The sequence below is a fragment of the Mycobacterium sp. genome, from assembly GCF_008709575.1.
Lineage (GTDB): Bacteria > Actinomycetota > Actinomycetes > Mycobacteriales > Mycobacteriaceae > Mycobacterium.
In genome coordinates this window covers 90,158-102,584 of the sequence record NZ_VYIK01000002.1, presented here as the reverse complement: position 1 = coordinate 102,584, position 12,427 = coordinate 90,158, and the positions used below count along the sequence as shown (strand labels likewise).

The window sequence follows — 12,427 nt, the reverse complement described above, 5'->3', positions numbered from 1 at the left end:
ATGAGCATCGGCAAACTGACCGCCACCCCCGAACTGCGCGCAAACCTCGACGCCTGGTTCGCCCGCTTCGCCGCCCGCGGCATGTGCCGCCCCGACGACCCGGATGGCGCCGGCGAACCGGCCGGAGCCCTCGAGAACCCGGATCTGCGCAGTCACCCGCAACGTCAACACGACGCGCTCAACGCCCTGGTGCGCGGCCAGCTCGGCAACCCTGACCACGGCGTGCACCATGGCCTGCCGGTCACCGTGATCGTGTCCACCACCTTGGCCGAGCTCAGCGCCGCCACCGGCTATGCCCTCACCGCCGGCGGCACCTTGCTGCCCATGCGCGACCTGATCCGCATGGCCAGCCGCGCCTACCACTACCTGGCCGTGTTCGACGACCACCAGAGCCGCCCGCTGTATCTGGGCCGCAGCAAACGCGTCGCCACCCCCGACCAACGTCTGGTGCTGCTCGCCCGCGACCGCGGCTGCACCCGCCCCAACTGCGACGTCCCGGGCTACTGGAGCCAGGTCCACCACATCACCAGCTGGGCCGGCGGCGGCGCCACCGACGCCGACAACCTCACCCTGGCCTGCCAATGCGACAACGACCTAGCCGAAAAGGGCTGGCAAACAAGACAACTCGCCAACGGCCAAACCCAGTGGATCCCGCCACCAAAACTCGACTACGGCCAGCCCAGAACCAACAACTACCACCATCCCGAACGCTACCTACCCCAACGGGAGTAGGGCAGCACCGGAGACCGCCCATCCAGCAGGCAGCATCACCGTCTGTGAACAGGCTTTCACAGGTTGGCGAAGCAGGTGTTCGACCGACCTGCGGGGATCGACGCGCTATGCGTCGAAAAATGGGCAGTCACACCGTCGGTGGTGACAGCCACGCTGTCGGCATGAATCCCCAGCGGATAGTCGCTGGTCAGCCTCGACACGAAGGCGTCGAGGCTGACTTGGATGCTCTCCTTCGGCAGCGCGGTGCCCAGCGCTTTGAGGCTGACCACCTGTAGGGACAGGCTATTGTCGAGGACCTGCGGCTTGACGACGATGCTGTCCAGGAAGCCCCGCAACTCGATGGTGCCGCTGTCGGGATGGGTGGCCACGGAGCTGGCGACGAAGCTGCCCAGCAGCGGGATCGCGTCCTGAACCGAATCTTTGATGCCGTCGGTCGGCCACGTGATGGTGGCATCCAGCGAGCCGATCGTGCCCTTGGAATCGCTTGTGTGGTGCGCCAGGTCGACGTCGCGGATCTCGATGGCGACCTTCATGTGCTTGGCGTCGCGAATCTGGTTATCGGCCGTCTGGACCGAGATGTTGGTGTAGTGACCGGTGAGATGCTGCCACAGCACCGGCGGCAGCACGCCGAACGAGGCGGTGGCTTTGTCGCGCACCTCACACTCCACCGCCTGGGCCACCTTGCTCTCGGCAATGTGGCGTGCGTAGAACTCGGCGCCGACCAGCCCGGCGACAGCGAGTGCCAGCACGCTGACCAGGATCAGGACAATCGACAGCGGGTCGCGTAACAGGCGGGGTTTGCTTTTCACGGGGGTGGTCGGGTCTTTCGGGAAGGGCTGCGCCGGGTGATCCTGCTCAGGCGGTAATGGGCTTCCCGCCGGTGCGGCCGGGTAGTCCGCCCCGGGCGTCGTGGGTGGCGGGGTGCCGCTGCTGTGCGGGTTAGCCCATACGGAGGGGTCGTTGGGCGGTGGTCCCTGCGGATTCGTCACCTGGGCGATTCTGCCTTACCGGCATCGGCGAAGTATGCCTGGTTACGCAATACCGCGATGGTGTCCCGGGCGGCGGCGACCTGGTCGAGGTCGAGATCGGCGACCAGCAGCTGCGGGTTGAGGCCGGCCGAGACAACCACGTCGCCGAACGGGGAGACCACCAGGCTGCCACCCACCCCGGTCGGCGCTGCCGACGACAGCGGGCGGCCCGGGTCCGCCTGCCCCGCCGCGGCGATGTAGCTGGTGGAATCCAGGGCCCGGGCGCGCGCCAGAAGGGTCCACTGCTCCAGCTTTCCGGGTCCCGAGGCCCACGACGCGCTGACCGTGATCAGCGCCGCGCCGCGACGGGCCAGCGCGGTGTAGAGCTCGGGGAAGCGGACGTCGTAGCAAGTGGTCAACCCCACCCCGATTCCCTCGACATCGATCACCACCGGCTCACGGCCCGGTGCGACGGTCCGCGACTCGGTGAACCCGAACGCGTCGTAGAGGTGGATCTTGTCGTAGTGGGTGTTGGTGCCGGGCCCCACTGCGAGCAGGGTGTTCGTGACCCGTCCGTCACCGGCCGGGCTGAACATGCCGACGATCACCGTGACGTCGGCGTCGGCGGCGATCCGGCGGACCCCGTCGGCCCAGGGCCCGTCGACCGGCTCGGCGATCGGCGCCAGCGGGACACCGAGCCGGCACATGGTCGCCTCCGGGAACACCACGAGCGTCGCGCCGGCGTCGGCGGCCCGGCCGGTGTAGTCTCTCACCAGCTCGAGGTTGTCGCCCGGGTTGGTGCCACTGAGGATCTGCGCGATCGCAATCCGCATGGCCGCCAGCTTAGATCCCGCGGCCGCAATGCCAGAATCCAGTCATGATCGAGTTCACCCTCACCCGGACCACTGCGGCGCCGATCGAGACGGTGTTCGACGCCCTGACCGACCACCGCGGGATGGCGGACTACGTGTGGGCGGTCCGTCGCAGCACGCTCGATCGGGAGGGCGTCCCCGCACCGAACGGTGTCGGCGCGATCAGGCGCATCGAGGCGGTCGGGCCGGCGTTCGTAGAGGAGATCATCGACTACCGGCGACCCACCGGCTACACCTACACAATGCTTTCCGGTGCGCCGGTCCGCGATCACGTCGGCACGGTCTCGCTGCGCGAAGCCGGCGCGGGTACCGCGGTCAGCTGGCACCTTCGGTCGACACCCACGATCTCCGGTCTTGAATGGTTGTTGGCGCCGGTCATGAAGAGGGTCATCGGCGAACTGCTCAAGGGCGCCGTCAGGGCCGCCGAAGGCAGGGCCTGAGCGATCAGGTGCGCTCGGCGATCCACGTCGTGGTGAACCGTTGTTCGGCGATCAGCAGTTCAACCAGCTGGGTGCCGATGAGGTTCTCGAGCGTGCCGCCGACCAGGGGGATGCGGACTTCGACGGTGGCTCGCAAGGTCAGCCGGGCACCGCCGGTCTCCGGCAGGGGCGCCAGCATCGCGGTGCCGGAGAGGGTGGCCGGGGCACCCAGGACCGTCCCGACGACGGTGCCGGCGGCCGGGCCGTCAGTCCCCGGAGCCCAGCTCTCCTGGCGGCGTACGCACAGGTCGCCTCGGTGAAACTGGTTCACCACGCCCGGGAGCCGGTCGCGGCGCAGCACCTGCGTGGTGACCACAGCGATGCTGCCGTCGTCTTCCGACCGCATCGAGTCCAGCGTCGCGTCATCGGCACCCGAATCGGCCAGCCGGGCCAGCCAGTACTCCTGCTTACCAAACGCTGCAAGAACCTGTTCGACGGTGGCCCCGTAGTCGGTGGACATGTCGAATGAACGCGGCATAGCAGGCCAGGCTACCGTCAAGGCCCATGAAACAGGGCGGTGTCGGTGCGCGGTTCGCCGGTGCCCGGGTCGACGAAGCGGTGCCGTTGGCGCCGCTGACGACGCTGCGGATCGGGCCGGTCGCTCGGCGGCTCATCACCTGCACCAGCACCGAACAGGTGATCGCCGCGCTGCGCGACCTCGACAGCTGCCCGCCCGGGCCGCTGTTGGTGTTGGCCGGTGGCTCGAACCTGGTGATCGCCGACACGCTGACCGACCTGACGGTGGTGCGGCTGGCCACCGCGGGCATCACCGTCGAGGACAACCTGGTGCGGGTGCAGGCCGGCGCGGTGTGGGACGACGTCGTCGCCATGACCATCGAGCGCGGCCTGGGTGGGCTGGAATGCATGTCGGGCATCCCGGGTTCGGTTGGTGCCACCCCGGTGCAGAATGTCGGAGCCTACGGCGCCGAGGTGGCCGACACCATCACCCGAGTGTTGCTTTTGGATCGCCGCAGTGGCGAGGTGCACTGGGTGGCGGCTGATGCCCTGGGCTTCGGCTACCGCACCAGCGTGCTCAAACATGCCGACTCGGCGGTCGTGTTGGAGGTGGAGTTCGCGCTGGACGGCTCCGGGCGCAGTGCGCCGCTGCGGTACGGCGAGCTGATCGCGGCGCTGGGTGCCGAGGCCGGCCAGCGCGCCGATCCGGCGGCGGTGCGCGCAGCGGTGCTGGAGTTGCGCAAACGCAAAGGCATGCTGCTTGATCCGAGCGATCACGACACGTGGAGCGTGGGATCTTTTTTCACCAATCCGGTGGTCGCGCCGGAGGTCTATCAACGGCTGGCCGACCAGACCGGTCAGCCGGTGCCGCACTATCCGGCGCCCGGCGGCGTCAAGCTGGCGGCCGGCTGGCTGGTCGAACACGCCGGTTTCAGCAAAGGCTACCCGGACGTCGACGAGGCACCGTGCCGGTTGTCGAGCAAGCATGCGCTGGCGGTGACCAACCGGGGCACGGCGACCGCAGCCGACGTGGTGGCGCTGGCGCGCACCGTGCGCGATGGAGTTCGGGACGTGTTTGGTATCACACTAATCCCCGAGCCGGTGCTGGTCGGCTGCGTGTTGTAGCCGCGCATCGGCCGCACAGGCGGTGTGCGCCGGTATCTTGGACTGCCGTGAACACAGCGCCCGACCGCCCGCCGATCACCCGGCGCCGGGCCTTGGCAACGCTGGCGGCGGGCCTGCTTGCCCCGAGTGCGCTAGCGGGCTGCTTCGGGAAATCGGGCAAACAACCAGAGCAGGCCCGGCAGCCGTCGTCGGCACCCAGCTTGATATTTCGGCCGGCCCCTGAGGCCGCCGACGTGGCGCCGACCGCACCGATCAGTGTCGAGGTCCGCGACGGCTGGTTTCAGCGGGTGGCGTTGCGGAATCCCGCGGGAAAGACGGTGTCGGGGTCGCTCAACCGCGACCGCACCGTCTACACCATCACCGAACCGCTCGGCTATGCCGCGACTTACACCTGGAGCGGCTCGGTGGTCGGTCACGACGGCAAAACGATCCCGGTGGCCGGGAAGTTCAGCACCCTTGCGCCCACCAGGCAGGTCGGCGGCAGCTTCCAACTGGCTGACGGGCAGACGGTCGGGGTCGCAGCGCCGATCATCCTCCAGTTCGATGCCCCGATCGCTGACAAGGCGACTGTCGAGCGGACACTGACCGTCACCACCGACCCGCCGGTGGAGGGCAGCTGGGCGTGGCTGCCCGACGAAGCTCAGGGATCGCGCGTGCACTGGCGCACCCGTGAGTACTATCCGGCGGGTACCAAGGTCAACGTCGACGCGAAGCTCTACGGAGTGCCGTTCGGCGACGGAGCCTACGGCGCCGAGGACATCAGCCTGCATTTCCAGGTGGGCCGGCGTCAGGTGGTCAAGGCCGAGGTCTCCTCACACCGTATCCAGGTCGTCACCGACGAGGGCGTCATCATGGACTTCCCGTGCAGCTACGGCGAAGCCGACAAGCCGCGCAACGTCACTCGCAACGGTATCCATGTGGTCAGCGAAAAATACGCGGATTTCTACATGTCCAACCCGGCTGCCGGGTACAGCAACATCCACGAGCGCTGGGCCGTGCGTATCTCCAACAACGGCGAGTTCATCCACGCCAACCCGGCGAGCGCGGGCGCACAGGGCTACAGCAACGTCACCAACGGCTGCATCAACTTGTCGACGGCGGATGCCGAGCAGTACTACCACAGCGCGATCTACGGGGACCCGGTCGAGGTGACCGGCAGTTCGATCCCGCTGTCCTACGCCGACGGCGACATCTGGGACTGGGCGGTGGACTGGGACACCTGGCTGTCGATGTCGGCGCTGCCGCCGCCCAGCGGATCCAAGCCGTCGCCGGTGGCAATGCCGCACGGCGCGCCGGCCACCCCGACCGACGCGCCGACGACGACAGCGCGCCCGGGCTCTTAAACCCGGCGGGTGGCCGAGGCCTGGTCGCGCGGCCGGATCACGATCTGGTCGAGGTTGACGTGCGGCGGCCGGCTGGCCACGAACCCGATCACCTCGGCGATGTCGGCGGCCACCAGCGGCGTCATGCCGGCATAGACGGCGTCGGCGCGCTGCTGATCACCGTCGAAGCGGACCAGCGAGAACTCGGTTTCGACCGCACCCGGAGCGATCTCGGTAAGTCGCACCGGCTTCCCCAACAGCTCGCCGCGCAGCGTGCGGTGCAACGCGCCCTGTGCGTGCTTGGCCGCCGTATAGCCGGCGCCGCCGTCGTAGATCTCCAGTGCGGCGATCGAGGTGACGGTGACGATCAGGCCGTCACCTGACTCGATCAGCTTGGGCAACAGCGCGCGGGTGACCCGCAGCGTGCCCAGCACGTTGGTCTCCCACATCCACCGCCAGTGCTCGAGATCTGCGTCGGCCACGAACTCCAGCCCCCGGGCGCCGCCGGCGTTGTTGACCAGCACATCTACCCGTGTCAACCCGCGGGCCAGAGCCTCGACCGCGTCACCGTCCGTGACGTCGGCCACCACCGCGGTACCGCCGATCTGGCCGGCGAGCGCGTTGATCCGGTCCGCCCGGCGCGCGACCGCCACCACGTGAAAACCTTGCCCGGCGAGAGTTCTCGCGGTCGCTTCGCCGATCCCGGAGCTGGCGCCGGTGACCACGGCGATTTTTTGCCCCGCTGCGCCAGAAACCAGCGGAGCCGAGTGCGGCGACGTCACCGGTGTCACTGTAGTAGCCGTGCTAAATTTCCTGCTGTGCACCTCGGCACCTTTCTCGGTCTGACCGCGGGGGAGTTGTTCTCCGGCGCGCGTGGTCGCTGCGGACTGCGCCACACCTGAACGACTACGACATGGCTGGCGTGCGCTGGGCCGCCAGTCAAACTTGATCCAAGGACAACCTCGTGCGCTCACCCACCCCCGACAGTCACCCGCGAACAGTGCGTGCCCGTCGGGTCGTGCCGCCGTCGCTGCAGCTGTCCGACGCCGCCGCGGCCTCGGTGTTTCGCGCTGTGCGGCTGCGCGGCCCGATCGGCCGTGACGTCATCGCCCAAGTCACCTCGTGCAGCATGGCGACGGTCAATCGCCAGGTGATCGCCCTGCTCGGTGCCGGCCTGCTGCGGGAGCGCGCCGACCTGGCGGTTCCCGGCGCGATCGGGCGTCCGCGGGTGCCGGTCGAGGTCAACACCGAGCCGTTTATGACGCTCGGAATCCATATCGGCGCCCGGACTACCAGCATTGTGGCCAGCGACCTGCTGGGCCGCACGCTCGACGCCGTCGAAACCCCGACACCCCGGGCGGCGCAAGCGGCGGCGCTGGCCTCGGTGACCGATACCGCGCGGCGCTACCTGCAGCGCTGGCATCGTCGGCGGCCGCTGTGGGTCGGGGTGGCTATCGGTGGGGTGGTCGACGCCGCCACCGGCTGCGTCGACCACGCGCGGCTGGGCTGGCGAAACGCGCCGGTCGGGCCGGCACTGGTCGACACGCTGGGGCTGCCGGTATCGGTGGCCTCGCACGTCGACGCGATGGCCGGGGCCGAACTGCTGCTGGGAATGCGGCGGATCGCCCCGCACACGTCGGCCAGCAGTCTCTACGTCTACGCCCGCGAGACGGTCGGGTACGCGCTGGTCATCGATGGACGGGTGCACAGCCCGACCAGCGGGCCGGGCACCATCGCGACGCTGCCCGCACAGTCCGAACTGCTGGGCGGGTCCGGCCTGCTGGAGTCCACGGTCAGCGACGAGGCCGTGCTGTCGGCCGCGCGCCGGCTGCGGATCCTTCCGGCGTCACACTCCGGTGCGCCCGGCGCCGCGATGGCCGAGTTGCTGCGGGCCGCCCGGGCCGGTAACCGGCAAGCCGTCGAACTGCTCGCCGAGCGAGCCCGGGTGCTGGGCGAGGCGGTCGCGTTGCTGCGCGATCTGCTCAACCCCGACGAACTGGTGGTCGGCGGCCAGGCGTTCACCGAGTACCCGGAGGCCATGGCCCAGATCGAGGCGGCGTTCGCGAGCCGCTCGGTGTTGCCGGCGCGGGAGATCCGGGTGACCGTGTTCGGCAACCGGGTGCAAGAGGCCGGGGCCGGCATCGTGTCCCTGAGCGGGATTTACGCTGACCCGCTCGGCGCGATGCGACGTGCTCAGTCCGCGTTGGACGTCGCCGCTTCGGCCCCCGGCGACTCTTCCGCCTAGCCGGGCCTGAACCGGGTTCTCGCGGGTGCCTGCAAAGATGGCGGTGTGCAGCGCACCGAGAATGTCCGGCTGGGCCCTATGACTGATCCTCGCCGGGTGGCGGTGTTGTCGGTGCACACCTCGCCGCTGGCGCAACCGGGCACCGGCGATGCCGGCGGGATGAACGTCTACGTCCTGCAGACGGCGCTGCGACTGGCTCGCCGCGGGGTGCAGGTGGAGATCTTCACCCGGGCCACTGCGTCCACCGATTCGCCTGTCGTGCCGGTGGCGCCCGGCGTGCTGGTGCGCAATGTGGTGGCCGGACCGTTCGAGGGCCTGGACAAATACGACCTGCCCACGCAGTTGTGCGCGTTTGCTGCAGCAGTGTTGCGCGCCGAAGCCGGCCACGAACCCGGCTACTACGACGTGGTGCACTCGCACTACTGGTTGTCCGGTCAGGTCGGTTGGCTGGCCCGCGATCGCTGGTCGGTGCCGCTGGTCCACACCGCGCACACGCTGGCCGCGGTGAAAAACGCTGCGCTCGCCGACGGTGATGCACCCGAGCCGCCGCTGCGCACAGTCGGCGAACAGCAGGTGGTCGACGAGGCCGATCGGCTGATCGTCAATACCGAAGATGAAGCTGCGCAACTAGTTTCGCGATATCGAGCGGATCCGGATCGGATCGACGTCGCGTATCCGGGTGTTGACCTGGACGTGTTCCGGCCTGGTGACCGCCGCGCCGCCCGGGCTGAGCTGGGGCTGCCGCCCGACGCGCACGTGGTGGCGTTCGTCGGCCGGATCCAGCCGCTGAAGGCACCCGACATTGTGCTGCGCGCGGCCGCCAAACTGTCGCGGGTGCATGTCGTGGTGGCCGGTGGGCCGTCGGGCAGTGGTCTGGCCGCCCCAGACGGGCTGGTGCGCCTGGCCGGGGAATTGGGGATCACTCCCTGGGTGACGTTTTTGCCACCACAGCCGCGCGCCGAGCTGGCCCGTCTCTTCCGGGCCGCGGACCTGGTGGCGGTGCCCAGCTACTCGGAGTCGTTCGGGCTGGTTGCCCTTGAGGCTCAGGCCTGCGGTACGCCGGTGGTGGCGGCCGCCGTCGGTGGGCTGCCGGTGGCGGTGCGCGACGGGATCAGCGGCAGCCTGGTGTCCGGGCACGACGTCGACCAGTGGGCGGCCGCCATCGACGAGCTGCTGCGGCTGGGCGCGGGTCCCCGGGCGGTGGAGATGCGCCGTTCGGCCGTGGAGCATGCGGCGAGTTTCTCCTGGGACAAGACCGTCGACTCGCTGCTGGCCAGTTACCGGCGTGCGATCGGCGAATTCGATGCCGGTCGCCCGGCGCGGGCGCTTGGGACGGCGCGGCGGGGCCACCCTGCGACGCGGTGGGCCGCGCGACGGCCGGGCGAAGAGCTGGGCAATCGGGTTGCGCGGCGGCCATCGCGGCGGGGGGTGCGGGCGTGACCGTACCGCTGGTGCAGCAGGTCATCGAGGCAGCGCTCAACGCCAGCGGTCTGACGTATTCGCGGCACGAGGGTGTCCATGGCTCAGCACCCGGGCTAGTCGTCGAGTTGCCCGGCGAACGCAAGCTCAAGACCAATACGATCCTGACCGTCGGCGAGCACTCGGTGCGTGTCGAGGCGTTCGTGTGCCGCAAACCCGACGAGAACCACGAGGGTGTCTACCGCTTCCTGCTCAAGCGCAACCGTCGGCTCTACGGCGTCGCCTACACCCTCGACAACGTCGGCGACATCTACCTGGTCGGCCGGATGTCGTTGTCGTCGGTGGACGCTGCCGAGCTCGACCGGGTACTCGGGCAAGTACTCGAGGCGGTGGATTCGGACTTTAATACTTTGCTGGAGTTGGGTTTTCGCTCATCGATCCGAAAAGAATGGGAGTGGCGGGTGTCCCGCGGGGAATCGCTGAAGAACCTGCAGGCATTCGCGCACCTCATCGACGAGGACAACAGCGGCGAGGATGCCGGCCGCCAAGCACGATGATCGGGGAACACGCCGCCGCGCAACAAAGCCCGTCGGCGAACGCCCAGATGGTGCAGCCGGTTCACCCGGATTTTCAACCGCGTGACGTCATCGAGGACAATTCGGTTGCGGCAGCGGCGGCGTAAGCGCGAGGCGGGCTCGTGAGAGACTGGGCGGCATGCGTGACACGGCTACGCTGGTGCTGCTCCGCCACGGTGAGAGTGAATGGAACGCCAGCAACCAGTTCACCGGCTGGGTCGACGTCGACCTGACCGACAGGGGCCGCCGGGAGGCGGTCCGGGCCGGTGAGCTGATCCGCGAGCATGGTCTGCTTCCTGACGTAGTGCACACTTCGCTACTGCGGCGTGCCATCACCACTGCCCATCTGGCGCTCGACAGCGCCGACCGGTTGTGGATTCCGGTGCGGCGCAGCTGGCGGCTCAACGAACGCCATTACGGGGCGCTGCAGGGTCTCGACAAGGCAGAAACCCGGGCTCGCTACGGCCAGGATCAGTTCATGGCCTGGCGGCGCAGCTACGACATCGCGCCCCCGCCGATCGAGAAGGGCAGCCGGTTCAGCCAGGACGCCGATCCGCGTTATGCCGACATCAGCGGTGGCCCGCTCACCGAGTGCCTGGCTGATGTCGTGGCCCGTTTCCTGCCGTATTTCACCGACGTGATCGTGCCCGACCTGCGGTCAGGTAAAACCGTGCTGGTCGCGGCCCACGGGAACTCGCTGCGAGCCCTGGTGAAGTATCTGGACAACATGTCCGATGAAGCGGTGGTCGGACTGAACATCCCGACCGGTGTTCCGCTGCGTTACGACCTGGGCGCCGATCTGCGGCCCACGGTGACCGGCGGCACTTATCTGGACCCCGAAGCCGCGGCCGCCGGCGCCGCCGCAGTGGCCAGTCAGGGCACCCGGTAGCCGATTTAGGCGAACAGCATGTGAACCGTGTTTGAACATCTGCTGCGCAAGCGTGTGATCTGTGCGAATTTGCCCCCGGATTATTGGGGGACGTCGATGAACATTTGTAGGCTTTTGCCGTGACTGTGTTCTCGGCCCTGTCGCTGGCCGGGGTGTCGATACTGGTGGCGTCGGCGGTCGGTATCACGATCGGTGTCCGGCTGGGGCCACGGATCGTCCAACGCCGGCAGCGGGCGAGGGCCGACTGGGCGGGTATCACCGTCGCGCAGATGCTGCAGCGCGTCGCCGCGCTCTCTCCACTGGGTATCGCTGTGGTCGACAACCATCGTGATGTGGTCTATCGCAACGAGCGCGCCGACGAACTGGGCCTGGTACAGGACCGTCAGCTCGACGACGAGGCCTGGGAGGCTGCCTGTCAGGTGCTGGCAGGCGGGGCAGATGTCGAGTTCGATTTGCCGCCGGGCAAACGCGCGACCGATTTGTTGGTGCACGGCCAGGCCCGCTTACTCAGCGAGGAGGACCGCCGGTTTGCGGTGGTCTTCGTCTACGACCAGTCCGAGTACGCCCGCATGGAGGCGACCCGGCGTGATTTCGTGGCCAACGTCAGTCACGAGCTCAAGACTCCTGTCGGCGCGATGGCGTTGCTCGCCGAGGCGTTATTGGCCTCCGCGGACGACCCGGAGACGGTGCGCCGGTTCGCGGAGAAGGTGCTTGTGGAGGCCAACCGGCTCGGCGACATGGTTGGCGAGCTCATCGAGCTGTCCCGGCTACAGGGCGCCGAGCGACTGCCCGACCTGGGCGCTGTCGACGTGGACATGGTGGTGTCCGAAGCGATTGCCCGTCACAAAGTGGCCGCCGACAACGCCGATATCCGAATCCGCACCGACGAGCCCAGTGGTCTGCGGGTTCGGGGTGACCAGACGTTGCTGGTCACCGCGCTGGCCAATCTGGTCTCCAACGCTATCCGGTATTCACCACGCGGGTCGCTGGTGTCGATCAGCCGTCGTCGCCGGGACGAGTACGTCGAGATCGCCGTCACCGACCGGGGCATCGGCATTTCTCGAAAAGACCAGGAGCGGGTCTTTGAACGGTTCTTTCGCGGCGATAAGGCGCGGTCTCGAGCCACCGGGGGCAGCGGGCTGGGTCTGGCGATCGTCAAACATGTCGCAGCCAACCACAACGGCAGTATCGGACTGTGGAGCCAACCGGGAACCGGGTCGACGTTCACCTTGTCCATTCCGGAATATCAGGAGCCCAGCACGGAAGTCAGCCACCAGCCGGAGCTGCACACCCCTCCGGGCATGCCGCTGGGAGTACTGGCCGAGGAAGAATTCATTCGATGACC

General features: G+C 68.4%; 12 protein-coding genes and 1 pseudogene. 9 read left to right on the top strand and 4 right to left on the bottom strand.

Features of this window, described 5'->3' with window-relative positions; genetic code table 11:
- Window positions 1-732, top strand: a 732-nt coding sequence (locus F6Q13_RS01160; protein WP_293050997.1) for an HNH endonuclease signature motif containing protein, incomplete at its 5' end; no start/stop codon positions are given.
- 56 nt (window positions 733-788) lie between these two features.
- Here F6Q13_RS01160 and F6Q13_RS01155 read toward each other — a convergent pair.
- The gene (locus F6Q13_RS01155; protein ID WP_293050995.1) at window positions 789-1,721 is read right to left on the bottom strand and encodes a DUF2993 domain-containing protein; all 933 of its coding nucleotides are present in this window, start codon (window positions 1,719-1,721) and stop codon (window positions 789-791) included.
- Window positions 1,718-2,533 carry a carbon-nitrogen hydrolase family protein gene (locus tag F6Q13_RS01150; RefSeq protein WP_293050993.1) on the bottom strand — a complete coding sequence of 272 codons (816 nt, stop codon included), beginning with the start codon at window positions 2,531-2,533 and terminating at the stop codon, window positions 1,718-1,720. Before F6Q13_RS01150 ends, F6Q13_RS01155 begins: the two co-directional genes overlap by 4 nt.
- 44 nt (window positions 2,534-2,577) lie before the next feature.
- On the opposite strand from F6Q13_RS01150, the gene F6Q13_RS01145 reads away from it, so the two are divergent.
- A complete protein-coding gene (locus F6Q13_RS01145; protein ID WP_293050991.1) occupies window positions 2,578-3,012 on the top strand; it encodes an SRPBCC family protein in 435 nt (144 codons plus the stop codon).
- A 4-nt stretch (window positions 3,013-3,016) separates the two neighbouring features.
- On the opposite strand, the gene F6Q13_RS01140 is transcribed toward F6Q13_RS01145, so the two are convergent.
- Window positions 3,017-3,529: a DUF2505 domain-containing protein gene (locus F6Q13_RS01140; RefSeq protein ID WP_293050989.1), complete on the bottom strand. Its 513-nt coding sequence runs from the start codon at window positions 3,527-3,529 to the stop codon at window positions 3,017-3,019.
- 26 nt (window positions 3,530-3,555) lie between these two features.
- Here F6Q13_RS01140 and F6Q13_RS01135 point away from each other — a divergent pair, with 26 nt between their 5' ends.
- Window positions 3,556-4,632 (top strand): UDP-N-acetylmuramate dehydrogenase, encoded by a 1,077-nt coding sequence (locus tag F6Q13_RS01135; RefSeq protein WP_293050987.1) that lies wholly within the window; start codon window positions 3,556-3,558, stop codon window positions 4,630-4,632.
- A 47-nt stretch (window positions 4,633-4,679) separates the two neighbouring features.
- Complete coding sequence (locus F6Q13_RS01130) at window positions 4,680-5,975, top strand: Ig-like domain-containing protein (protein WP_293050985.1); 1,296 nt, start codon at window positions 4,680-4,682, stop codon at window positions 5,973-5,975.
- Here the strand turns inward: F6Q13_RS01130 and F6Q13_RS01125 are convergent.
- A complete protein-coding gene (locus F6Q13_RS01125) occupies window positions 5,972-6,712 on the bottom strand; it encodes an SDR family NAD(P)-dependent oxidoreductase (protein ID WP_293051019.1) in 741 nt (246 codons plus the stop codon). The genes F6Q13_RS01130 and F6Q13_RS01125 overlap by 4 nt on opposite strands.
- A 206-nt stretch (window positions 6,713-6,918) precedes the next feature.
- On the opposite strand from F6Q13_RS01125, the gene F6Q13_RS01120 reads away from it, so the two are divergent.
- The 5 genes and pseudogenes from F6Q13_RS01120 to F6Q13_RS01100 all read left to right on the top strand — a co-directional run.
- Window positions 6,919-8,199 (top strand): ROK family protein, encoded by a 1,281-nt coding sequence (locus F6Q13_RS01120; RefSeq protein ID WP_293050983.1) that lies wholly within the window; start codon window positions 6,919-6,921, stop codon window positions 8,197-8,199.
- A 78-nt stretch (window positions 8,200-8,277) separates the two neighbouring features.
- Window positions 8,278-9,639 (top strand): D-inositol-3-phosphate glycosyltransferase, encoded by a 1,362-nt coding sequence (mshA, locus tag F6Q13_RS01115; protein ID WP_293050981.1) that lies wholly within the window; start codon window positions 8,278-8,280, stop codon window positions 9,637-9,639.
- On the top strand, window positions 9,636-10,175 hold the full coding sequence (locus tag F6Q13_RS01110) for a YbjN domain-containing protein (RefSeq protein WP_293050979.1): 540 nt from the start codon (window positions 9,636-9,638) through the stop codon (window positions 10,173-10,175). The genes mshA and F6Q13_RS01110 overlap by 4 nt, the downstream gene beginning before the upstream one ends.
- Before the next feature lie 157 nt (window positions 10,176-10,332).
- The gene (locus F6Q13_RS01105; RefSeq protein ID WP_293050976.1) at window positions 10,333-11,082 is read left to right on the top strand and encodes a phosphoglyceromutase; all 750 of its coding nucleotides are present in this window, start codon (window positions 10,333-10,335) and stop codon (window positions 11,080-11,082) included.
- Window positions 11,083-11,201: 119 nt separating this feature from the next.
- Window positions 11,202-12,323: pseudogene (locus tag F6Q13_RS01100) on the top strand (sensor histidine kinase); the annotation flags it as partial.
- Window positions 12,324-12,427 lie beyond the last annotated feature (104 nt).

Bases quoted from the DNA above. Each gene is read 5' to 3' on its own strand.
- F6Q13_RS01150 (WP_293050993.1), bottom strand. From the start codon at position 2,533: ATGCGGATTGCGATCGCGCAGATCCTCAGTGGCACCAACCCGGGCGAC.
- F6Q13_RS01140 (WP_293050989.1), bottom strand. From the start codon at position 3,529: ATGCCGCGTTCATTCGACATGTCCACCGACTACGGGGCCACCGTCGAA.
- F6Q13_RS01105 (WP_293050976.1), top strand. From the start codon at position 10,333: ATGCGTGACACGGCTACGCTGGTGCTGCTCCGCCACGGTGAGAGTGAA.
- F6Q13_RS01135 (WP_293050987.1), top strand. From the start codon at position 3,556: ATGAAACAGGGCGGTGTCGGTGCGCGGTTCGCCGGTGCCCGGGTCGAC.
- F6Q13_RS01145 (WP_293050991.1), top strand. From the start codon at position 2,578: ATGATCGAGTTCACCCTCACCCGGACCACTGCGGCGCCGATCGAGACG.
- mshA (WP_293050981.1), top strand. From the start codon at position 8,278: ATGACTGATCCTCGCCGGGTGGCGGTGTTGTCGGTGCACACCTCGCCG.